At 59.5% G+C, this 19,726-nt stretch carries 23 protein-coding genes; 10 read left to right on the forward strand and 13 right to left on the reverse strand.

What is annotated here, in order from left to right; all coding sequences use genetic code 11:
• Positions 1 to 6: 6 nt before the first annotated feature.
• Complete coding sequence (locus RO069_RS13430; protein WP_328188185.1) at positions 7 to 1,026, reverse strand: AraC family transcriptional regulator; 1,020 nt, start codon at positions 1,024 to 1,026, stop codon at positions 7 to 9.
• Positions 1,027 to 1,229: 203 nt separating this feature from the next.
• On the reverse strand, positions 1,230 to 2,459 hold the full coding sequence (locus RO069_RS13435) for an ISL3 family transposase (protein WP_328188186.1): 1,230 nt from the start codon (positions 2,457 to 2,459) through the stop codon (positions 1,230 to 1,232).
• A gap of 139 nt (positions 2,460 to 2,598) precedes the next feature.
• Here RO069_RS13435 and RO069_RS13440 point away from each other — a divergent pair, with 139 nt between their 5' ends.
• Positions 2,599 to 2,880, forward strand: coding sequence for a YebG family protein (locus RO069_RS13440; protein WP_328188188.1), 282 nt, complete (start codon positions 2,599 to 2,601; stop codon positions 2,878 to 2,880).
• A 44-nt stretch (positions 2,881 to 2,924) separates the two neighbouring features.
• Here the strand turns inward: RO069_RS13440 and RO069_RS13445 are convergent, their stop codons facing one another.
• A complete protein-coding gene (locus RO069_RS13445; protein WP_328188190.1) occupies positions 2,925 to 3,629 on the reverse strand; it encodes a PspA/IM30 family protein in 705 nt (234 codons plus the stop codon).
• Between the two features lie 235 nt (positions 3,630 to 3,864).
• Between RO069_RS13445 and RO069_RS13450 the strand changes: the two genes are divergently transcribed.
• From RO069_RS13450 to RO069_RS13470, 5 genes are all read left to right on the forward strand, one after another.
• Complete coding sequence (locus RO069_RS13450; RefSeq protein ID WP_328188192.1) at positions 3,865 to 4,626, forward strand: helix-turn-helix domain-containing protein; 762 nt, start codon at positions 3,865 to 3,867, stop codon at positions 4,624 to 4,626.
• Between the two features lie 255 nt (positions 4,627 to 4,881).
• Positions 4,882 to 5,211 carry a hypothetical protein gene (locus RO069_RS13455; RefSeq protein WP_328188194.1) on the forward strand — a complete coding sequence of 110 codons (330 nt, stop codon included), beginning with the start codon at positions 4,882 to 4,884 and terminating at the stop codon, positions 5,209 to 5,211.
• A gap of 94 nt (positions 5,212 to 5,305) precedes the next feature.
• Positions 5,306 to 5,743, forward strand: a complete 438-nt coding sequence (locus tag RO069_RS13460; RefSeq protein WP_328188195.1) for a nucleoside deaminase — start codon at positions 5,306 to 5,308, stop codon at positions 5,741 to 5,743.
• Between the two features lie 99 nt (positions 5,744 to 5,842).
• Positions 5,843 to 6,310 carry an ArsI/CadI family heavy metal resistance metalloenzyme gene (locus RO069_RS13465; RefSeq protein WP_328188197.1) on the forward strand — a complete coding sequence of 156 codons (468 nt, stop codon included), beginning with the start codon at positions 5,843 to 5,845 and terminating at the stop codon, positions 6,308 to 6,310.
• On the forward strand, positions 6,303 to 6,890 hold the full coding sequence (locus RO069_RS13470) for a sigma-70 family RNA polymerase sigma factor (RefSeq protein WP_328188198.1): 588 nt from the start codon (positions 6,303 to 6,305) through the stop codon (positions 6,888 to 6,890). The genes RO069_RS13465 and RO069_RS13470 overlap by 8 nt, the downstream gene beginning before the upstream one ends.
• A 7-nt stretch (positions 6,891 to 6,897) precedes the next feature.
• Here the strand turns inward: RO069_RS13470 and RO069_RS13475 are convergent, their stop codons facing one another.
• From RO069_RS13475 to RO069_RS13490, 4 genes are all read right to left on the reverse strand, one after another.
• Entirely contained in the window at positions 6,898 to 8,118 is a 1,221-nt protein-coding gene (locus tag RO069_RS13475) for an esterase/lipase family protein (protein ID WP_328188200.1), read from the reverse strand.
• Positions 8,119 to 8,246: 128 nt separating this feature from the next.
• On the reverse strand, positions 8,247 to 8,579 hold the full coding sequence (locus RO069_RS13480; RefSeq protein WP_328188201.1) for an SMR family transporter: 333 nt from the start codon (positions 8,577 to 8,579) through the stop codon (positions 8,247 to 8,249).
• Positions 8,580 to 8,595: 16 nt separating this feature from the next.
• Positions 8,596 to 8,961 carry an MmcQ/YjbR family DNA-binding protein gene (locus RO069_RS13485; RefSeq protein WP_328188202.1) on the reverse strand — a complete coding sequence of 122 codons (366 nt, stop codon included), beginning with the start codon at positions 8,959 to 8,961 and terminating at the stop codon, positions 8,596 to 8,598.
• Between the two features lie 78 nt (positions 8,962 to 9,039).
• Positions 9,040 to 9,954, reverse strand: a complete 915-nt coding sequence (locus tag RO069_RS13490) for a haloalkane dehalogenase (protein ID WP_328188204.1) — start codon at positions 9,952 to 9,954, stop codon at positions 9,040 to 9,042.
• Between the two features lie 201 nt (positions 9,955 to 10,155).
• Between RO069_RS13490 and RO069_RS13495 the strand changes: the two genes are divergently transcribed.
• Positions 10,156 to 10,599, forward strand: coding sequence for a DUF4124 domain-containing protein (locus RO069_RS13495; RefSeq protein WP_328188206.1), 444 nt, complete (start codon positions 10,156 to 10,158; stop codon positions 10,597 to 10,599).
• Positions 10,600 to 10,613: 14 nt separating this feature from the next.
• Here RO069_RS13495 and RO069_RS13500 read toward each other — a convergent pair whose 3' ends face one another.
• Together RO069_RS13500 and RO069_RS13505 are read right to left on the reverse strand one after the other, a co-directional pair.
• Positions 10,614 to 11,075, reverse strand: coding sequence for an RDD family protein (locus RO069_RS13500; RefSeq protein WP_328188208.1), 462 nt, complete (start codon positions 11,073 to 11,075; stop codon positions 10,614 to 10,616).
• Positions 11,076 to 11,290: 215 nt separating this feature from the next.
• A complete protein-coding gene (locus RO069_RS13505) occupies positions 11,291 to 11,692 on the reverse strand; it encodes a VOC family protein (protein WP_328188210.1) in 402 nt (133 codons plus the stop codon).
• Positions 11,693 to 11,884: 192 nt separating this feature from the next.
• On the opposite strand from RO069_RS13505, the gene RO069_RS13510 reads away from it, so the two are divergent.
• Positions 11,885 to 13,363: a WD40 repeat domain-containing protein gene (locus tag RO069_RS13510; RefSeq protein ID WP_328188211.1), complete on the forward strand. Its 1,479-nt coding sequence runs from the start codon at positions 11,885 to 11,887 to the stop codon at positions 13,361 to 13,363.
• Between the two features lie 74 nt (positions 13,364 to 13,437).
• On the opposite strand, the gene RO069_RS13515 is transcribed toward RO069_RS13510, so the two are convergent.
• Positions 13,438 to 14,997 (reverse strand): hypothetical protein, encoded by a 1,560-nt coding sequence (locus tag RO069_RS13515; protein ID WP_328188213.1) that lies wholly within the window; start codon positions 14,995 to 14,997, stop codon positions 13,438 to 13,440.
• Between the two features lie 109 nt (positions 14,998 to 15,106).
• Positions 15,107 to 15,652: a DUF6624 domain-containing protein gene (locus RO069_RS13520; RefSeq protein WP_328188215.1), complete on the reverse strand. Its 546-nt coding sequence runs from the start codon at positions 15,650 to 15,652 to the stop codon at positions 15,107 to 15,109.
• A gap of 265 nt (positions 15,653 to 15,917) precedes the next feature.
• Here RO069_RS13520 and abiEi point away from each other — a divergent pair, with 265 nt between their 5' ends.
• Positions 15,918 to 16,469, forward strand: coding sequence for a type IV toxin-antitoxin system AbiEi family antitoxin (abiEi, locus tag RO069_RS22135; protein ID WP_442915372.1), 552 nt, complete (start codon positions 15,918 to 15,920; stop codon positions 16,467 to 16,469).
• Entirely contained in the window at positions 16,354 to 17,364 is a 1,011-nt protein-coding gene (locus RO069_RS13530; protein WP_328188219.1) for a nucleotidyl transferase AbiEii/AbiGii toxin family protein, read from the forward strand. The genes abiEi and RO069_RS13530 overlap by 116 nt, the downstream gene beginning before the upstream one ends.
• 374 nt (positions 17,365 to 17,738) lie before the next feature.
• On the opposite strand, the gene RO069_RS13535 is transcribed toward RO069_RS13530, so the two are convergent.
• Entirely contained in the window at positions 17,739 to 18,512 is a 774-nt protein-coding gene (locus RO069_RS13535; RefSeq protein WP_328188221.1) for an SDR family oxidoreductase, read from the reverse strand.
• Between the two features lie 58 nt (positions 18,513 to 18,570).
• The gene (locus RO069_RS13540) at positions 18,571 to 19,719 is read right to left on the reverse strand and encodes an acyl-CoA dehydrogenase family protein (protein WP_328188223.1); all 1,149 of its coding nucleotides are present in this window, start codon (positions 19,717 to 19,719) and stop codon (positions 18,571 to 18,573) included.
• Between the last annotated feature and the right edge of the window lie 7 nt (positions 19,720 to 19,726).

A 19,726-nucleotide genomic window follows, 5' to 3' on the forward strand; every position in this document is an offset into this window, starting at 1 on the left:
TGGGGATTATTGGTAGAGGCCCGTCTGGATAGTCTCCCGATACTCCGAGGGGGAACAGCGGTACCATTCACGGAAGCTTCGATAGAACTGGGCTGGCTGGCGGTAACCCAGCAGCGACGCCGTCCTGTCGTTGGAATACCCCCGCAGCAGGTAATTGGCGGCAAGCTTGCGACGGTTCTCGTCCAGCAGCTCCCGGAAGCTGTAGCCCTCCGCCCGGATGCGGCGCTGCAGGGACCGGCGGCTTACCGCCAGCAAACGGGCGCACTCGTCGATATTGGCTTCACCGAGCCGGTACAGCAGGGGCAGGAGAGTGGCAACCGACTCCCGCCATTGGGGCTGTTCCTGCAACTGGTTCAGCCGCCGTTCACGACGGGCCAGTTTCTCGGCGGGGATGGCGTGCCAGTCCAGCGGGCGGGAAAGATACTCCGCCGGAAATTCGATGGTCCTTTCCTGGCACCCGAACACCAGGTTGGCCGGAAACAGTTGCCGGTAGTGGGCCTGCACCGGCCCTGATGGCACATGGTCCAGCCTGATGACATCCATACTGGGTATGCCCAGGGACGGAAGTATCCTTGCGAAGCCGTAAGTGATCGCATCCAGCGGCTCCCGGGCACCGGAGAAGCCAGGGGCGGGCAGGACCCGCAGGGTGGCGGTCTGCTGTCCGGCCATCAGCTCGATGGAGCACAGATCGGAGCCCACCTTGGCGTAACGGCTGACCAGTGAGAGGGCATCCCCCGGGCTTATGGCCCCGGCCAGGAAGGTCCGCGCCAGGAACCGGGGCTCATAGTTAAGGGTCTGGTAGGCCCGCACCAGCAGCAGCGGATCGGCGCAGCGGTCACTGATGCCTTCGTGGAGTTCCAGCAGGTGGTGCAGGGGAATCCGGGTATTGGCGGAAGGGCCGGACAACCTCGGCAACCGCGCCAGGGCCTGCTCCAGCACCGGGGTTTCAACCACCCGGCCCAGCCCCTTGAGGGTGGTCAGGTAGTGTTCGGTGGACATCGACGCAACGGGATTGGTTTGCGGCATGGCGTTATTGTTGTCTTGTCATGGAGGATCGGACCTTGGTCACAGGTGAGCCCTTTACCTGTGATCCTGTCCATCGAAATTACAGGCTTGGGTCTCGCCCGCACAAGTGCAATCGGCGCCAAATCGGCACCGGGTACCTCGCATTCACTGGAACCTTCACCTTGAGGTGCCGGCAAATATACTGTACGTTTGAGGCTCTTCACTTATCCGTGTGGGTCAGGAGCCATAGGAAGCCCGCCATAATGGAACAGGATTGCCCGTTTAAATCTGTCCTTGCTCCGAAATCCTCTGGCCCTGACTTTCAAAGTTCGAACCTGGCCGTTGATAGCCTCCGCTAGTCCATTGGAGGCCCTAAATCGCATGGCATTGAGAATGCCAAACAGCTTGGTTTCGATCTGGTTGGCCGCTGAGGCCAAAGCCCGAACTTCTGTCTGCCGGGCCATGTGAATCCATTCCTGCCAGGCCGCACGGGCGCCTTTGACACGATAGCCCTGCCAGATGTCCCGTGCCTTTTCTTTGAGGTACCACACCAGGCCGGTGTCTTTGAGAGCCTCCGACAAGGCCCGGATTTGCTGAATCTGCTGCCCCTCAAGGCTCTTGCGATGGCGTAACCAGGTGTATCGGCTTCGGTGGATCTCCTGACGCATCGAGTGATCCGCCCGCGCCATGTCAGCCTTGCGAGTGGCATCCAGCGTCCGGGTCAGCATCTGTGCAACATGGAAGTGATCGAAGGCGATCTTCCGGTGGGCTTTCTCGATGTGGGCAAACGTCGCTTTCTGATACGCCGGACTCATATCCATGGATATCGAGATGATCGACTGCTTACGAGGCGCCTCCAGGCTGTCATAAAAGCGACCGAGGCTGTCTGAGGACCGGCCGTCTTCCACCGCCAGAACCTGGCCCTGGGCATTGGAAACGATCGTCACGTAATCGTGCCCCTTACGAAATGCAGTCTCGTCAACAGCCAGCCGTGTTGTATCGCGGTCGGGCGCGTTGGCCAGGCCCCGACGCACAGCCCGTTCCATGATGTTGTCGATAGCAGTCCAACTCAGGCGCAGCTGCTTGCTGACCGCAGAGATCGAGGCTGCCCTGAGCCAGCTAATGACGAAGGCTTCAAACAGCAGCGTGTACCGGCTGTTCTGCTCAGCCCAGGGCACAGCGATCGTCAGGCAGCCATGCTCCGGACACTGTACACGAGGGACGTGAGCAACCACCTGCGTTCGGAACTGACAGGTATCGAGGTGACGCCAGCGACGTTCCCGGGAGTCGTAGCCAGGACAGGAGTGGCCACAGCGAGGGCAGAGAAGCACAGCACTTCGGTCCAGATCGACCTGGACTACCACTTCTCCCTGGCCCTTATCCAGTTCGACGCCTGAGACAAACCAGGGCGAGGAGAGCCCCAGTATCTGTTCGTAGAGGGTGCACTGATCCAACGTTGGTCACCATCCATCTGGTTAATCGGATGAAGTAACAGTGACCAAAAACGGCAGGGAAATAAAGGGTTACCCACCAAAAGAAGTGAAGACCCACGTTTGACCAGTATTTTAACGACCAACACTGCGAGGCACTACCATGGCGGTACAAGCAGTCTACTTCTCCGATAAGGATGGGCTGGACATGGCATTGAAGCATCCGGAAACCCTGCTGTTCTCCAACAAGTCCGAGGCGGATGCCCGGGACAAGGTGCTGGAGTTGTCCGAGGAAATCCGCGAATTCCTGACCCGTAAGGTGGAAGGACTGGACGAGGAGACGGCGGACCGGTGTGCCCTGGCTATTGCCGAGAACAAGGACCTGTTCCAGAAGGCCCTGAAGAAACCTCATCTGCTCAACGAGTCGGAATCCACGGAGGAGTAGGGTTCACAGGAGGGCGGAGTGTGAGTGCTCCGAGCCTTAACTGATTAACTGACCAGTCCCGGTTCTCCACGGGACCGGATGCGTTCCAGTACCCGCGAGGCACGCTGGTCGCCGGTGTCGATGCCGGCGGCGCGAAGCCTGTCGTCCAGGGATTGGTTACCAAGGTTATGGTCCGGTTCCGTCAGGGCATCGTCCATGGCGTGGAGGTGTTCCTGCCGGGCGCGGATGCGGGCGATGGACTGGTCCATGGACGCCAGTTGGTCGCTCATCCCGTCCCGGTAGCCCCGGAGCTCCACGGTGACCCGCCCTTCGGACCGGGTGGCGCGGGCAGTTCGCAGCTCCGACTGGTAGTGGCGCCGGGCCCGGGCAATGTCCCTGAGCTGGCGGCGCAGCCGGGTCTCCTGTTGCTGGAGGCGGTCCAGGTGCTGTTGTTGCCGGGTCAGCAGGTTCTCGTCCTCGGCGATGATGGCAGCCAGCTCGACGGCCAGGTCCTGATGACCCTTTGTCAGGGCCTCCGCCGCCTGGTCTTCCCGCTGGCGAATGCCCAACTGGAGTGAGTCGTTGTCCCGTTGCAGGAACTTCTTCTCCGCCATCAGGCAGGCCAGTTGTCGCCTGGAGCGGCCCATGGCCTGCTCGGCGTCCCGCAGTTCCTGCTCGAAGATGCGGACGGCATCGGCGTCCACCCGTTTGGCAACGGGTTCCTCGGTGGATGTCCGGAGCAGCGTGTTGACTTTGGTCCATAGGCTCATGGCGTTATTCCGAGGCGAATGACACGTTGACGAAGAATATCCGGGAGGCGGAACTGCTCTTCAGTTCGTTTTCCATCGTCGTTTCCTCACGTCTTGTTATTGATGCCTGACGATGGCTTCACTGTGCCGGGGCTTTCCAGGGCAGACGAGCAAAATCGAAAAAGTCGCGCCCTGTTGGGCTGGCAGTATCGGATAATGGTACTTTTGGGATAAAAGAAGGCAGGAGGATCGCCCAATGGCACAAACCGCCGCCATTGTGGAAGTGCTGAAACGACGTTTGAAGGAACACGGGCTGACCTACGCCCAGGTGGCGGAGGCCCTGGACCTGTCCGAGGCCAGCGTGAAGCGGCTGTTTGCCGAACGGCAGTTTTCACTTCGGCGCCTGGATCAGGTCTGCGGCCTGATGGGCCTGGAAATCAGCGAGCTGGTGCGGGAATTAAAGCCGGAACCAAGGATCCAGCAACTGACCCTGGAACAGGAGCAGGAACTGGTCTCCGACGACCGGCTGGTGCTGGTGGCCATGTGCAGCCTGAACCGCTGGCAGGTGTCCGAGATACACGCCAACTACGATCTCACCGAGACGGAAGTTATTGGCTACGTGGCGCGGCTTGACCGCATGGGCTTGCTGGAGCTGTTGCCGGGTAACCGCACCAAGCCGCTGGTGGGTCATGACTTTTCCTGGATCAAGAATGGTCCGCTCCAGCGCTTTATCGAAACCAAGGTGCAGCCGGATTTCTTCAACTGTGATTTCAACGGTCCGGGCGAGTTCCGACTGTTCCTGAACGGCATGCTCTCCACCCACTCCACGGACTCGGTTCACCAGAAAATGCGGCGCCTGGCCCAGGAGTTCCTGCACTGTCACCAGGAAGACCAGGCGCTCCCCCTGGGACAGCGGTTCGGGGTCAGCCTGGTGGTGGCCATGCGCCCATGGGAAATGGAGGTATTTGCCAAGTATCGCCGCCCCGAGGCGCGCAAGCCCTATCCCGGCAAGAAGTAAGCCTCCAGACAGCCATACTACCTTTTGATCAGTTGTTCGCTGGCACGTATCAGGTTGTCCCTGGCGCGTGCCTCCCGCTGCGCCTGGAAGGATAGGGAATTACGATCGTCTCAGGATATACGGTAAGAAGCGCTTGAAAAACAACCAGTCCCGTGGTCGAATAGCGTCATCCGGCCCAGGAAAGGGCCATGTCAAACAAAACCACATCGAGCCAGGCAGTCAAAGGCATTGACGCAACGATGAAAGGAGTCAGGGATGATCAGCAAGGATCCGGTTCTGGTCCACGATATTCTTAACCAGGTTTACGAACTCACCTGCCTGCCCAGGTACGGTGCCCAATCCGGCTCGGAAGCCTTTCCCCATGATCGCGCCTACGCCCTGGAAACCCTGCGGCGCATCGCCCGCAACACCCGCCGCGACCCGTTCAACTACGCCCTCTATGACGCCTGGCAACTGGTCCACGGCAAACCCTGGACCCGTCCACCGAACCTGAACGCCCTGGTGGACGACCTGGCCGATGCCATCCATCAGGGGCGTCTGTATGCCTACAGTGAGAGTGCGGGGCTCAGCCACGTAGCCCGTTGATCCCGGGAGCCCGCGCGGTACGCCCGTAAGGGGCACCCGAAAGCGGGCGTCCTGTGCTATGTTCGATATAAACCCCGTCCGTTACGGAGGCATTATGGACCGGTTTATGGAACTGGCAATGGCAGAGGCCGAGAAGGGCCTGGCGGAAGGGGGCATTCCCATCGGCTCCGTGCTGGTGTGCGATGGCAAGGTGCTGGGTTCCGGCCGTAACCAGCGGGTTCAGTACGGCAGTGCCATCCGCCATGGCGAAATGGATGCCCTGGAAAATGCCGGGCGTCATCCCGCCGACGTCTACGCCCGCTCGACCCTCTATACCACGCTGTCACCTTGCGCCATGTGCTCCGGCGCCATCCTGTTGTATGGCATTCCCCACGTCGTCATCGGCGAGAACAGAACCTTCCGGGGTGAGGAGGATCTGCTCCGAAGCCGGGGCGTTGACCTGGAAATACTCGACGACAAGGCCTGCATCGAGATGATGGAGCGCTTTATCCGGGACAAGCCGGAGCTGTGGCATGAGGATATCGGGGTGTGAGGTAAGGAGGCCTCCGAAAAAACTTTGCGACCATTCGGGTAAAGCTGCGTCTTAGGTATAGCGATATCACAAACGCACAACCAGAGACGGAGATACCTGATGAAACGCTTTCACGTTCACCTGTCGGTTCAGGACCTGGAACCGAATATCCGATTCTACTCCACCCTGTTCGGCCAGGCGCCCAGTCGACAGGAGGGCGACTACGCCAAATGGATGCTGGATGATCCCCGCATCAACTTCGCCATTTCAACCCGCGGTGCCTCGTCGGGACTGGATCATTTCGGATTCCAGATGGATGATGACGAAGAGCTTGGGCAGTTGCGGGAGCGTGCCCGGGAGGCGGACACGGCCATCCTTGATGAAGGCACGACCCAGTGCTGTTATGCAAAGAGCAACAAGCACTGGCTGATGGATCCGCAGGGCCTGCCCTGGGAGCATTTTGTCACCATGGGAGAGATACGCCATTTCGGGGCAGCACCCGCTTTGTCGGATAGCCCTGGGGCAGGAACATCGAATGCAAAGGAAAGGACGTCAGATCATGGAATGGGAAACGCCTGTTGTGGGTAGGCAAACCGCGCTGGCAAAGGACAGCTTCGATAGCGGGACGGCCCATCGGCCTGAGGCGGAAGTGGATGGTGCCTATCGCGCCTTGCGCAAAGGCTTGCTGGGCTTTCTTCGCGCCAATGTCCATGAGCCGTCCCTGGCGGAAGACCTGCTGCACGAGGTGTTCGTGAAGGCTACCCGGGCGCTTGATCAGGGGGAGCGGCCCGCCAACCTCTCCGCCTGGCTCTATCGGGTCGCCCGCAACACCCTGATTGACCATCATCGCCGTGAACGCCCCACGGCGGAGGTCCCTGAAAACCTGGAGGCCGGGGCGCCCTTTTCACTGCCTCCGGAGCAGACCCTGGCGCTGTGCCTGAAGCCGTTTATCAACGAACTGCCCGAGAAGTACCGGGAGGCGTTGCTGGCCACGGCCATCGAGGGTCGGAGTGTGGCGGAATGGGCCCGGGATACCGGGTTGTCGCCTTCCGCCGCCAAAAGTCGCGTCAGCCGTGGCAGGGCGATGCTTCGGGAAAAGGTCCTGGATTGCTGTCACGTGGAGGTGGCCCGGACGGGAGAAGTGCTGGACTACCATCGGCGCCAGTAGTCTGCTTCTACTGGCTGCAGCCGAGCCAATGTAACAGGCGCTCGTAGACCTGCCGGTTGTTCAGCAGGTCAAAGTGGTTCAGGCCATGGAAGATGGCCTGCCGTTCTGGCGGGATTGGCAGGCAAAGAGCATTGTCCCGGTGCTGACCCAGGGCACTCTTAAGGGGAACCAGGCCATCACCCCGTTCCAGAGTGGAGAAAGCCACGGGGGACGACTGGGTTGTCGCAGCTACGGTGTAATATTGGGTTCCGGGCAGAAAGCGTTCGGGTGCTCCATTCCTGTCATACGCCGTATCACCAATGTTGCCCTCGCGAAGGTCCCGGATACCCGCGCTTCGAATCTTGCCAATTCGACTGATGGGAGCGCTGTAGGGGCTGATGCCCAGCAGGTAATCCAGGCCGGAGCCCAGGCGTTCCAGTGTCGCTCCATGGTGCGGAGTGCCAAGGAAAATGATCTTCTTCAGACGCGTCGGCCAGTGGTGCCCGTACTCCTGCCCCCATCGGCAGGCGCTGCGGGATACCAGCCCGCCCATGCTGTGTCCCAGGATAACCAGTTCCTCAACCGGGACGGGCCATTGGCTGACCAGATCCTCCAGCAGGCCGGCGAAGTCCCGGCCGTTTTCCGTCACCCGGAGACCGCTGTTGTAATGCAGGTACAGGGGGGTGTAGCCAAGATCGTGTGCGAGCGCCACACCATGATCGTGTTCCTGTCGCTGCCACTGGCGGTCGTTCATGCAGAGGCCATGGACCAGGATCAGCAGTCGGCTCGATGGCTCCGGAAAGCGCGACTCCAGTGCCCCGCGCTCCAGGTCGACAGGCCGTCCATCGGACCGAAAGCGGGTGGGAATGGCCAGTGGGTTGCCCGACCGCACCAGATAATCACCCAGTACGCCATTGACCACCGAGCGGGCCGCCTCCCGTTGCGGGGAAGGTTCCTGAACGGGCAGCAGTGGTGACAACCGGTCCAGGCCTGTATCCAGCCCCCAGCCAACCAGCGTGGAGACCCGGCGGATGTTGCGGTAGACCAGGCCGGTAATACCCCGCGTGGGCCCGGCGCGGGAGGTCCCCACAAGCGGTGCCAGTCCGGAAATATTACGGTGCATGCCTTCTACAACATCGGTTACGCCATCAAAACCGGCAAAAACCAGGCGGCTGGTGCCGATTAGGTCCGATGCCGCCTGGGTAGTCGGGGCGTCAGCGGGGCCGTCATGTCCATGGTGTGCACTCACGGCAATGCGTCCTGGGGGCCGGGTGGCTCTGGCCGGAAACGTGAACGGGCAGAGAATGTGAGTTCACAATAGCACGGGATTCGTCGGGAGTTCCCGGAATTCTCACTGAGTAGGGTGTGAGTGCGTTGCTAATGCACGTTCCCTTTCGAAAACAGGTTGATCACCACCACACCCGCAACAATCAGTCCCATGCCAAGCAATCCGGCCGGGTCCAGTTTCTGGCCGAACACCAGCCAGCCAATCAGGGTGATCAGTACGATGCCCAGACCCGCCCATATGGCATAGGCAATACCCACCGGAATGGCCTTGAGGGTCAATGCCAGAAAGTAGAAGGCCACGGCATAGCCGATCACGACAATCACACTGGGCCAGAAGCGTGTAAAGCCGACGCTGGCCTTGAGGCTGGATGTGGCAACCACTTCGGCCACAATCGCGGCGCCCAGGAACAGCCAGTTCTTCACGGGATACTTTCTCCTGTTACGGCGTATTAAGTCCCAGTTCCCGCTGCTTCTTCTTGGTCAGCCCCAGTGAAACCAGGCGGTGGGATTCACGCAGGTAGTATCGCAGGTCATCGTCGCCGGTGTCAGTGGCCCCGTACTGTTGAATCCACATCATGCCCCGCGACGCCAGGTAAGGTGCGGGCCGGAAGCCCGGCTGGTCCTTCAGGATCTCGAAGTCCAGGTCGCAGGTCTTGAAGGTGAATGCTGGCTGCTCGTCCTTCTGCCAGCCGCCGATGGCAAACACCTTGCCGCCGACTTTCCAGACGTCGGAATTGCCCCATTGCACGACATGGGTGGTGGCGGGAAGGGCGCGGCAATAGTCGTTGAATTCGTCATAAGTCATGGGGTGTTCCCTGTTCCGGGCCTGCGGGCATCCGGCCCATTTGTGAAAGTTAACCATCTGGCCGTGGCGGCGGGAAGGCTACTGCGCCCCCTGTTTGTTGAGGAAACTCACCACGACTTCAGCCAGGGTTTCGCCCTGGTCCTCCTGCAGGAAGTGGCCACCCTGCTTGATCGTAACGTGATCCTGTCCCTGGGCTCCGGGGATGGCTTTCTGGAAATACCTGTCCGCACCCCGGGTCACGGGATCTGAATCACTGAACGCAGTCAGGAAAGGCTTCCGCCACTGATTGAGTACCTTCCAGGCCTGCCGGTTGGGCTCGGCGGCGGGGTCGTCCGGCGTGGCCGGTACCAGCATGGGAAACTGGCGGGCGCCTTCCTTGTAGGTCTCATCCGGGAACGGGGCGTTGTAGGCGTCGATCACGTCCTGGGACAACGGAGTCACCGTACCGCCCTTGATGACACCGGCGATGTGGAACTCCGGTGTCTCCTGGGAGAAGCGTCGCCATTTCTCGAACGCCGGGCCCGGGTCCCGGTCACCGGTGGGCAGGAAGGTATTGGCGGCGACCACCGAGGCGAAGCGGTCGGGATTCTCTGCCACCAGTCGAAGGCCCAGCAGGCCGCCCCAGTCCTGGCAGACCAGATGGATAGCCCGCAGGTCCAGTTGATCCAGGAAGGACTGCATCCAGCCCATGTGGCGGGCATAGGTGTAATCCTTGCGGTCAGCCGGCTTGTCGGAACGGCCAAAACCGATCAGGTCCGGCGCGATGATCCGGTAGCCGGCGGCAGTGATGATCGGGATCATCCTGCGGTACAGGTAACACCAGGACGGTTCGCCATGCATCAGCAGGACGATCGGGCCGTCCCGGGGACCTTCGTCCAGGTAGTGCATGCGCAATTCGCCGCCTTCGAAGTCGTCCACGTTCAGGTAGTGGGGCTGGTAATCGAAACCGGCGAGGTTCTGGAAACGGCTATCGGGGGTTCGCAAGGCTTTCATTGAACGGTCCTCTTATGTTGTTGTTTGAAAAGACAGGCTTGGTGCGGGTGATTCTGCGTACGTCATTTTTAAGCGTAAGGCGTATTGCATTTCAACACTTATGTTTCGGATAAATAAACCTTTACTGTAGCCCTATCAGACAGAAACCAGTCGGGGTAGAATCCCTGTGAAAGGATCGATAACGTCAAGGATAGATGACCGATGAGAAATCTCCTGCTACTGCTTTGCCTTCTTGCCACTCCCCTTGCCCTGGCTGGTACCTACCGATGGGTCGACGAGAACGGTCAGACTCACTTTGGTGACCGTCCACCGGCGAACGCAACCTCCGATGAAGTTGACCTGGACACAACCCCCGCAGAGCCGGATGCAGCAGCCCGTGAGCGCCAGCAGCGGATGAACGAATTCCTGGAGCAGAGCCAGCAGGAGCGCACCGAGCGCAACGAGAGGGAGGCCCGGGCAGAGGCCCTGTCAGCCGAGCGTGAAGCCCGGTGCGACGCCTTGCGGGGGCGCCTGAAATACCTGAAGAGCGTGTCCCGCATTTACCGGGTCAACAATGAGGGCGAACGCGTCTTCGTGGATGATGAGGAAAACGAGCGGTTGCGCCGCGAATTCCGCGCCCGGGTCGAAAATGAGTGTGGTGGCTGATTCGGCAGTCGTCACTAACTATTGAACGTCACTGGCGCCGGACCACGGTTTTTCTTCCGTACCACCACCGTTCCCGCCAGTTTATCGTGCCACCCCTGCTTGCGATTATCGAAGGCCACCCACAGGAACCCGAGGCAAAGCGGTATTGCTGACAGATAGTATGCAAAGTAACGCCCGATCAGTTGGCCGGTGCTTGGAGCCTGGCCGGTTCCCGCATCCACGATTTTCATGGCGAGTGCCATTTTACCCGGTGTGGCCTGCCTTGCCATCCAGAACAGGATCACCGCAATGGCGGGGAGTACCCAGGACACCAGGAAATCCACCGGGCCCTTGATAAAGCTTCCGCCCGTCCAGTAGGCATCACCATAGAACCAGATCAGGAACGGCCATATGATGATGCCGATCAGGAGCGTATCAATCAGCGATGCGCCGACCCTGGCCCAGAATCCTACATATTCCAGTTCATCTGCTGACATCTCGTACTCCTGCGGTGATAGGGGCGCCCTGAGTATCAAGGCGGATCCGGTTGTCTGCGAAGTCGGTTCCGGGCGCCACAGTGCATTCGAATCCCGAACCATTGTTTGAGGTTAACAGAGCGGTCTGGGGCCGTATCGAACGATCTTCACATGTTTAGTTTGCGACATACCAGGCGGGCATGACCTGGATCAACGGCTCTGGCCTTTACCTGGCATCACCCGGCCGGAAGGTTCAGTTGCCAGGACACACCAAACCGGTCATTGACCCAGCCGAATCGCTGGCTGAAGCCATAGTCATCCAATGGCATCAGAACCTCGCCACCCTCTGACAGGATGCCAAACACCCGCTCCAGCTCCGCCAGTGAATCCATATCCACATAGATGGATATGGATGGCGTGAAGTCAAAGTCATGGGTCATCGGGCTGTCCGAACACAGGTACTCACGACCGCAAAGGGTAAAGGTGGCCACCTTGATCGTGCCAGCGGGGCCGGGCTCACCCGGCTCCCAGTGTTCCACGTGCACCATGCGGGAATCGGGGAAGGTGTCGAAATACAGCTCCAGTGCGGCCTGGGCATTGCCTTGCTGAAACATGAGGAAGGGGCGGGCGGTAGTCATTTGGCGTCTCCATTTGAGCCAGGCGTGGGGTGGCGCCAGACGATGGGTTATAACGGCGAAGTTGGATCTGGTCACTCTCTACCATGACCCGGTGTAAGATTCTCACTCTGGCCTTCCGATGATGGCAAGGGCTGCAGCATTCTGATATGTATGCTCATTCTTCATACCCCCAACCCGGGTGAGGCCATACTCATGTTAAGGATAACGGACACAGCAGAAGGACCAACGCACCTTTACCAGGATGGGCGCTATACCCTCAATGGCGCCGACGTCATGGTCAGTCACCCGCGCGGGTACGTCGTCAGCGGCGGAGGCGACCACCACACCAAAGTCTGGGACCCGGCGACGCTGGAAGTCATGCACAACTTCCACGCAGGCACCCATCACGACATCAAGGCGTTGGCGGTATCTCACAATGGCAACTTCGTGGCCAGTGGGCATGGCTCCTGGGGCGGTGTGCATCTGTGGGATATGGATACCGGCAAACTGCTGTGGTGCCAGGAAAATCTCATGTATGTGGAGGCGCTGGCCTTCGACGAGAGTGATTCAACCGTGGTGGCCCTGAGTGGTGATCAGTACCATATTTTTGACGTTCAGACAGGGGATCAACTGGCTGAAAACGATCTGAATGATTCCAGCGATTATCAGGTCATACAGCAGAGCGCCAGGCGCTTCTTTGTGGCGGATGAACAGAATCTCACCGCCTTCGATGCGGCCACAGGCAAACCGGTCTGGCGACTCGACGATTTTACCGATGGCGATGAGATAGAAAACCTGAAGATGCTGCCCGGCGATCACCATCTGGCCGTTGTGCACGGCAAAGACCGAGTTACCTTTGTCCGAACCGACGATGGCGCCCTGGGGCAAAGTTTGACCCTGGCCATGGACGACCAGCGCTGGCAATTGGATTTCCCCCTCGCCGTCAGTCCGGATTTGCAACTATTGGCCATCGTCACCCGAACCAGCCAGATCCGATTCTATCGAACCCGAGACGGGAGCCTCGTCGCAAGCCACCAGATCGACGGGAACCTGAAGTTATTCGAGAGTCTGTTGTTTACCGAAGATGGCAACCGTCTTGTGGTCGGAAATGCACTTGGCATGACTTTGGTGCTAGGCCTTGAGCGCCCGGAAACGGGGGCCGATTCCCCTTTTGACGGCACCGAGTGGCAGCGTCCGAATGTATCGGATTTCGACCGGTTCATACTCGACAACAACCTCACCATCAAGGCCGGCTACTACCACAACGACGGGTTTATCGAGCAGATCAGGTCATCGGACCCGGACCGTCTCCGGTATTTCGTGGACATGATCCGGGAATCCGGCGAGGGCAGTGGTGGTAATTTCTCGGTGATTCTTGAGGCGATCCTCGGTCGAGCCAGGGAACACCAGGAAGACCTGATTGCCGCCGAAGCGTCGATCCTCCTGATCCGGGAAGGGCTGCCATCGGCGGGTGCAGTCATTCACGACGCCTGGGGCATGAAGGCCTGGTGTGCCGAAAAAGGCTGCGCTTACCTGCAAACCTATCCGCTTGACGCCCTGTCGGACGACCTGCAGGCGACACTGGCGCGCAACCTGGAACGGGCCATTGCGATTAACGAAGAGCTTGATGATCTGGGGGTACCGGGCCTGAAGGACCTGGAGAGCAGACTGGAACATCCCGGTTCCAAATAACCGGCTCACAGAGGGTTGGGCACGCCCGCATAGCCAGGAAGCGCCCGGCTTCTCAGGGGGCCACGGTATCAAGCCTACTGATCAAACATCGTCTCAAAATCCGGATCGTTATCTGATGTGCACTTCGCCCGCTCCGCTTCCAGGTTGCTCATCGTGGTTTTCAGTTCCTCCAGATAGGCGTCATCAACGCTGATTTCAGGCAGCTTCAGAGAGGCGGCGGAATACTCGCCAGCGAAACCGGTCAGCGGTTGTTCCGTTAAACCCTTCAGGGCCGCGACGGTGGGCATCATTCCGGTGCCCTCGCAGTGAAAACGCCCTGCCACACATCGGCATTGAGGGTTGGCCTCATAGGATCCGATCCGTGATTTCGCGGGCAATCGCAACACCGAGTCTGAAAGGTCTCCGCCCAGTGTGGAGCCGGGCTTGAACGAGCCATAGACGATAGCGCGAACATCAACATCGTAGGGATTCGACAGGGACCACTTCACCGGACTGTAGGAACTCAGCACCAGCAGGACGGGCCGGTCGGTTTTTTCCAGGTTGAGCTCGGTCATCAGGGTCCTTGCGGAGCTTTCGTAAACGCCCGCGTAGTAGACCTGGTAGTCTGAGGGAAGTTGGGCCTCCAGCTGCGCTTTTATCTCATCCGTCTCCAGGTAGGCAACCACTGGGCTGATATCCACGCTTAATTCCGTGGTATGCCAGTTGTTGACGTATTCTGTTTCAATCTTGTGTGTCCCGGGCTCAAAGCGATACAGAATCGACTGGTCCGAGCCGCCCTCGTACAGCACCCGGCCGTTGATCAGGATGCGGGTTTTCGAGTGGCTCTGACTGACGGCTATCCGCCTCACCTCCGGGGTTTCGAGGGCCAGGTTGCCGACCCAATAGCCACCGAAATCCCTGGATTCAATCCCGTGGAAGTCATCCCAGGGATAACTGATGGCGATGTCCTCCAGGGCCTCAGAGGCGATCACCTTGTGTGGCTCGCCCGTGTTGATGTAGAACGCCTGGAAGCCGGTTTCCGGCACATCGCCGGTCGGGTTCAGGTGTTCCCCCCAGGTGCTCTCGGCGGCAGTCAGGTCTGCGGCTGTGACAATGGTAGGAGCGTTGTCGCTATCGGACCGCCGAGCCCGGTGCGTTTCTGCGGCCTGCCTCATTCGTTGCTGCCGGTCCACCCTATAGGCCTGGTCGGCCCTGGTGCAGTCGAGCTGATAGCCGTAATCTGGCAGGGGGCTCTGGTAAGTACACTGATCAACAAAGTCGCCGAAGCGGCCCTGATAGGCGCCGTTTTCGCCATCCAACCGTTCCGGGTAATGCCCGGCGCGGTCGTTGTAAGCCTCCACCTGCCGGAATACATCCGTGGAAACAATGCCCTGGTTGATCTCGCGATTGTACTCAGAGCTGGAACTGGCACGGTACTCGTCCAGCCGTGCGGCCCGTTCCTTGATAGCCTCGGTAGCGGCCGCCGTATCCAGGTACTGCGTCTCGATACGATCCAGTGTACCCAGCGCCTGCTCAAGCTCTCCACGGTCCCAATCCTGTATCGCCTGATTGAGCAGAGTGCGGGCTTCCTTTTCGGAATTGGAGCAGGCGGCGAGGAAAGGCAATAACAGAAGGGCGAAGACCATCCTTTTCATGACTACATGTCCTTTGCTCGATTCATGTGTCTGACCCATTTAACGCAGAGCTCTCAGGCGACCTTGCTCCACCGGAGTGGAGAGCAGGGCGGCAGGATGCCGCGTTTGGTTAGCCGGGTTTCTCAATATTGGCACGACGCCTCCGCTCCCGCTCAGTCATCTGTTGCTGACGCTCCTCAAGGGTGTTCAGCCCGAGACGCGCACGGCGTTCATTAACCGTAGCAACATCTTCAATGGGAAACGGTGTCGGCCAGCTGTTTTCATCAACATCAAACTGGGTGCCGTAGTACTGAGGTTTGCCAGACAAGGTATGCACCCGATCCTGAAGGAAGGCTAGCTGCCAGCCAGCCACATCCTCTCTCGCAACGGCACCCTCTAGCAGGCTGACACACTCAGCCATGAACCCGGGTTCTGAAACAGAATGCTGGGCGATCAGCCATGCCGCTTTGGCCCCATCGTCCCCGACTAACGAAATGCCGGGCCAGCCATACCTGCCAATGATCGTTTTCAGGCGGGAAGCATTGTTCACATGCAGGGCTTTCATCCGGGGATGATAAGACTCCGACGGTAGCTCTCCGGAATCGAACAGTTGCTGCAACAACCGCTGGTCTTCTGCCATCATAGTGACCAACTCATCCGCAAAGTTATGATTCATAGGGTCCTTCCCGGTTAACACGGCAACTCTAGAGCAGTCACTCGCTACAGGACTCAAGAAAGACGTCATCCGCAATGCTTTTCACGCCCTTCTGTTCTTATGCAGTCCATCTTCCCAGTTTTTCCTCCATTAGTCTCACCATCCGCCGACAAGAGTACAGGTGATTGATGATCAGGGTCGGTTAAAGCGCTGACCAGAACTGATTGCCAATGCAGCATAGTCAGCGTTTTGTTATACTATCCATAACAAAGCGCGGATCAAGACCATGCAACCCCTACAGCGTCTCGAGCGATGGCTTATCTCCTCCCAAACAGAATCCGGCGGCCGGCTTTATCCTGCTGCCGCTTTCCGCTCGTTGGTTCCAGATCTGAGTCAAGGCGCGTACCGTGCCCTGCTCCACCGCGCCGAGCGGCGAGGACTGCTTGAAAGGGTATGCCAGGGTATCTACCAATACCCCGGTGCCCCAGACCAAAGCGGCCTCATCCTTTTCCACGCTGCGGCCCTACTGCGTGCCCGGCATTTCAATTACATCAGCCTGGAGACGGCACTGAGTGAAGCGGGCCTTATCTCCCAGATGCCGATGTCCTGGATTACCGTGGTAAGCACCGGGCGATCTGCCAAAGTGAACTGCGGCCGGTATGGCACGATAGAGTTCATCCATACGGAGCGTCGTATGTCCGACGTGGTAGGGCATCTCCACTATGATTCCGATCGCCACCTTTACAGAGCGGATAATGAGCTGGCCCTGGACGACATGCACCGATTTAACCGCTCTACCCTCGACTTGGTACAGGAGACAACCGATGGCAGTGTTTGACGCTCTCGTAGACGAAGCGCTCCGCAATCAGCAGGAGTTGAGGGCCCTTCGAGCCGTAGTGGAGAAGGAAATCCTGCACCACGATATTCTCCGAGAGCTGAGCCAGGCTGATCTGTTGCAGCAGCTGACCTTTATTGGCGATACCTGTCTGCGAGCGTGCTATGGCTCGAACCGGTTGAGTGAAGATCTCGACTTTACCGGAGGGGCGGACTTTTCCAAGGCTGACCTGGACAAGTTCAAGGACACCCTTGAGGGCCGCCTGCAAGAGAAGTATGAAGTACCCATCACCGTGACCGAACCCAGGGCTGAAAAGCAGGGTAACGTGGATACCTGGAAGCTCAAGGTGAACACGGCGCCGGATCGTCGGAACATGCCAGCCCAGAAGATCCACCTGGATATCTGCTCGGTGCCCAGCTACCAGATCGAACCCCGAACGCTCCGGAATCACTACGGCATCAATCTTGGTACTGAATCCCTGATCATCAACACCCAAAGTCGTGAGGAAATCTTCGCCGATAAACTGGTGGCCTTTGCCATGCGGCCAGGGCGGCTGAAGTATCGTGACCTCTGGGATATTGCGTGGCTGACGCAAGGGGGTATTGAACCGGCGTTTGAACTGATTGAGGCGAAACTGGCGGACCACGGTGAAGATCCGCAGGCTTTTCTTCAGCTGGCGGACGAACGCCTGCAGTTGCTGGCAGAGGACGATCAACAGAAAAGCCAGTTCCAGTTCGAAATGTCGCGATTCATCCCGCCTGAACGCCTTCAAAGAACCATTCAGCAGGAGGGGTTCTGGCCCTATCTGGTCAATACCGTGACGGAAAAGGTGCGCCAGGCGCAGAAACAAGTAGACAAAGGCCAACCCGCTGGCGCAGGTCCACAGTTTCCGATGTAGGGAGCCACCTATAGCTGTCCCGACAGCCCGTTGTCAGTCCTTTTGAGACACTGTCCTAACAGCGTATTAGGCTGCGTTTGGTATTATTGCGAAAAACGAGAACGCTAGATAACTCCGAGAACCATCGGGTTCTATCGAAGGTAAACGGCCGTTCAGTCAACGGGTTAGCGAAACCGAACAAAGTGACCTCGTAATCGCGAGCGTTCCATATTTCGTATTTCCAATATGCCATTTAGAAAACGGCATACCACCCCGACTCCCAGTCTGTGTCGCCAACCGTAAACAAGCACCAAGCACAAAAAAGCCCGAACCACCAAAGGCGGTCGGGCCAAGGACTGGCACTGGCGTCCAGTGCAACCGAGAAGGGGGTTTCTTTAAGAGCTGGTGGTGCCGCCGTCGATGGCGATGTTCTGGCCGGTGATGTGGCGACCGGCTTCGCTGGCCAGCAGTACGGTGAGGCCTTTCATGTCTTCCTCGCCGCCGAAGCGGTTTAGGGGGATGCGTTCCAGCATCTTCTCGCCCATGGCGTCCAGCAGGCCCTGGGACATCTTCGATGGGAAGAAGCCGGGGCAGATGGAGTTCACGTTGATGTTGTAGTGGCCCCACTCCGCCGCCAGGGCGCGGGTAAAGTTGACGTTGGCGCCCTTGGAGGTGTTGTAGGCGATGGTCTTCATGTCGCCGGGGTTGCCGGACAGGCCGGCGATGGAGGCGATGTTGATGACCTTGCCGGATTTGCGGGGGATCATGCAGCGCTTGGCCACTTCCCGGGTGAGGAAGAACATGGCGTCCACGTTCAGGTTCATCACCTTGTCCCAGGCTTCGTCCGGGTAGTCTTCCGCCGGGGCGCCCCAAGTGGCGCCGGCGTTGTTGATCAGCACGTCGATATCGCCGAAGGCGCCAACGGCCTCGTCCACGAATGAGGCGATGGCCTCACGGTTGGACATGTCGGCGGTGATGGTTTTCACCTCAATGCCCATGTCCTTCAGATGTGTTTCGGCTTCATCCAGCTCGTGCTGCTTGCGGGCACTGATGATCACCTTAGCGCCCATTTCGCCCAGGGCTTCGGCCATCTGCAGGCCCAGGCCGCGGGAGCCGCCGGTCACCAGGGCAACCTTGCCGGTCATGTCGAAGAGTTGTTTTACGCTCATTGGGGGACTCCTGTTGTTGTCCTGTGCCCGACCCGGGGCCGGGCACCGCTATTGGATGTTAGGCGGTCTTGTCCAGCAGGTTGTCGCTGACCTGGCCCAGATGGTAGTCCGCGTCCCCGAACAGCAGGTTGATCAGGGTCAGCCGCTTGAACAGGTGGGCGGAGAACATCTCGTCGGTTACGCCCATGCCGCCGTGCAGCTGGACGCCGGCCTGGCCCACTTCCCGGGCGCCCTGGCCGATCAGCAGCTTGGCCTGGGAGATGGCCTCGCGGCGCGCATCCCGGTCATCGGAGTCGGCGTAGTCCGCCGCCAGGATGGCCATGGAGCGGCCCTGCTGGGCGTGGATGAACATGTCCGCCATGCGATGCTGCAGAACCTGGAACTTGGCGATGGGTACCCCGAACTGCTTGCGGGTCTGGGTGTACTCCAAGGTGGCCTCGGTCATGGCGTCCATGGTGCCCACGGCTTCCGCGCAGACGGCGGCGATGCCTTGGTCGATGGCCTTTTCCAGGGCCGGGAAGCCCTTGTCAGCCTCGCCCACGATGGTATCGGCGGAGACCTTCACGTCCTTCAGGCTCACCTCGGCGGTGCGGAAACCGTCGTGGGTGGCGAAGTCGGTGACGGTCACGCCGCTGGCATCGGCGTCCACCAGGAACAGGGTGATGCCGCTCTCATCGCGGACATCGCCGCTGGTGCGGGCGGAGACGATCAGCTGGTTGGCCTGGCCACCGTGGATGACGGCGGTCTTGCTGCCGTTGAGCACGTAATCGCTGCCGTCACCCTTGGCCACGGTCTTCACGTTGGCCAGATTGTAGCGGGCGCCATGCTCGTAGGCGGCCAGGGCCATCAGCTTCTGGCCACTGGCGATGGCCGGCAGGATGGCCTGCTTCTGGGCGTCGGAGCCGGCGTCGCGCACCAGTCCACCGGCCAGTACCACGGTGGCCAGGTAGGGCTCGGTGACCAGGGCGCGGCCGAAGGATTCCATCACCAGCATGGTGTCGATGCCGTTGCCGCCGAGGCCGTCGTAGTCCTCGGGGAAGGTGAACGCCAGCAGGCCCATTTCCGCCAGGGCGTTCCAGATGGTTTCGTCGGTTCCCTTGCCGGACTTGACGATCTCACGGCGTTTCTCAACGGTGTACTCGTTGGCCAGGAAGCGGCGCAGCGAGTCCTGCAGCATCTGCTGCTCTTCAGTCAGTTCAAAATTCATGATCCGC

Origin of the sequence: Marinobacter sp. OP 3.4 (genome assembly GCF_036224885.1) — a bacterium.
Classification (GTDB): domain Bacteria; phylum Pseudomonadota; class Gammaproteobacteria; order Pseudomonadales; family Oleiphilaceae; genus Marinobacter.

Bases quoted from the DNA above. Each gene is read 5' to 3' on its own strand.
- RO069_RS13430 (WP_328188185.1), bottom strand. From the start codon at position 1,026: ATGCCGCAAACCAATCCCGTTGCGTCGATGTCCACCGAACACTACCTG.
- RO069_RS13440 (WP_328188188.1), top strand. From the start codon at position 2,599: ATGGCGGTACAAGCAGTCTACTTCTCCGATAAGGATGGGCTGGACATG.
- RO069_RS13445 (WP_328188190.1), bottom strand. From the start codon at position 3,629: ATGAGCCTATGGACCAAAGTCAACACGCTGCTCCGGACATCCACCGAG.
- RO069_RS13450 (WP_328188192.1), top strand. From the start codon at position 3,865: ATGGCACAAACCGCCGCCATTGTGGAAGTGCTGAAACGACGTTTGAAG.
- RO069_RS13455 (WP_328188194.1), top strand. From the start codon at position 4,882: ATGATCAGCAAGGATCCGGTTCTGGTCCACGATATTCTTAACCAGGTT.
- RO069_RS13460 (WP_328188195.1), top strand. From the start codon at position 5,306: ATGGACCGGTTTATGGAACTGGCAATGGCAGAGGCCGAGAAGGGCCTG.
- RO069_RS13465 (WP_328188197.1), top strand. From the start codon at position 5,843: ATGAAACGCTTTCACGTTCACCTGTCGGTTCAGGACCTGGAACCGAAT.
- RO069_RS13485 (WP_328188202.1), bottom strand. From the start codon at position 8,961: ATGACTTATGACGAATTCAACGACTATTGCCGCGCCCTTCCCGCCACC.
- RO069_RS13490 (WP_328188204.1), bottom strand. From the start codon at position 9,954: ATGAAAGCCTTGCGAACCCCCGATAGCCGTTTCCAGAACCTCGCCGGT.
- RO069_RS13495 (WP_328188206.1), top strand. From the start codon at position 10,156: ATGAGAAATCTCCTGCTACTGCTTTGCCTTCTTGCCACTCCCCTTGCC.
- RO069_RS13500 (WP_328188208.1), bottom strand. From the start codon at position 11,075: ATGTCAGCAGATGAACTGGAATATGTAGGATTCTGGGCCAGGGTCGGC.
- RO069_RS13505 (WP_328188210.1), bottom strand. From the start codon at position 11,692: ATGACTACCGCCCGCCCCTTCCTCATGTTTCAGCAAGGCAATGCCCAG.
- RO069_RS13510 (WP_328188211.1), top strand. From the start codon at position 11,885: ATGTTAAGGATAACGGACACAGCAGAAGGACCAACGCACCTTTACCAG.
- RO069_RS13515 (WP_328188213.1), bottom strand. From the start codon at position 14,997: ATGAAAAGGATGGTCTTCGCCCTTCTGTTATTGCCTTTCCTCGCCGCC.
- RO069_RS13520 (WP_328188215.1), bottom strand. From the start codon at position 15,652: ATGAATCATAACTTTGCGGATGAGTTGGTCACTATGATGGCAGAAGAC.
- abiEi (WP_442915372.1), top strand. From the start codon at position 15,918: ATGCAACCCCTACAGCGTCTCGAGCGATGGCTTATCTCCTCCCAAACA.
- RO069_RS13530 (WP_328188219.1), top strand. From the start codon at position 16,354: ATGATTCCGATCGCCACCTTTACAGAGCGGATAATGAGCTGGCCCTGG.
- RO069_RS13535 (WP_328188221.1), bottom strand. From the start codon at position 18,512: ATGAGCGTAAAACAACTCTTCGACATGACCGGCAAGGTTGCCCTGGTG.
- RO069_RS13540 (WP_328188223.1), bottom strand. From the start codon at position 19,719: ATGAATTTTGAACTGACTGAAGAGCAGCAGATGCTGCAGGACTCGCTG.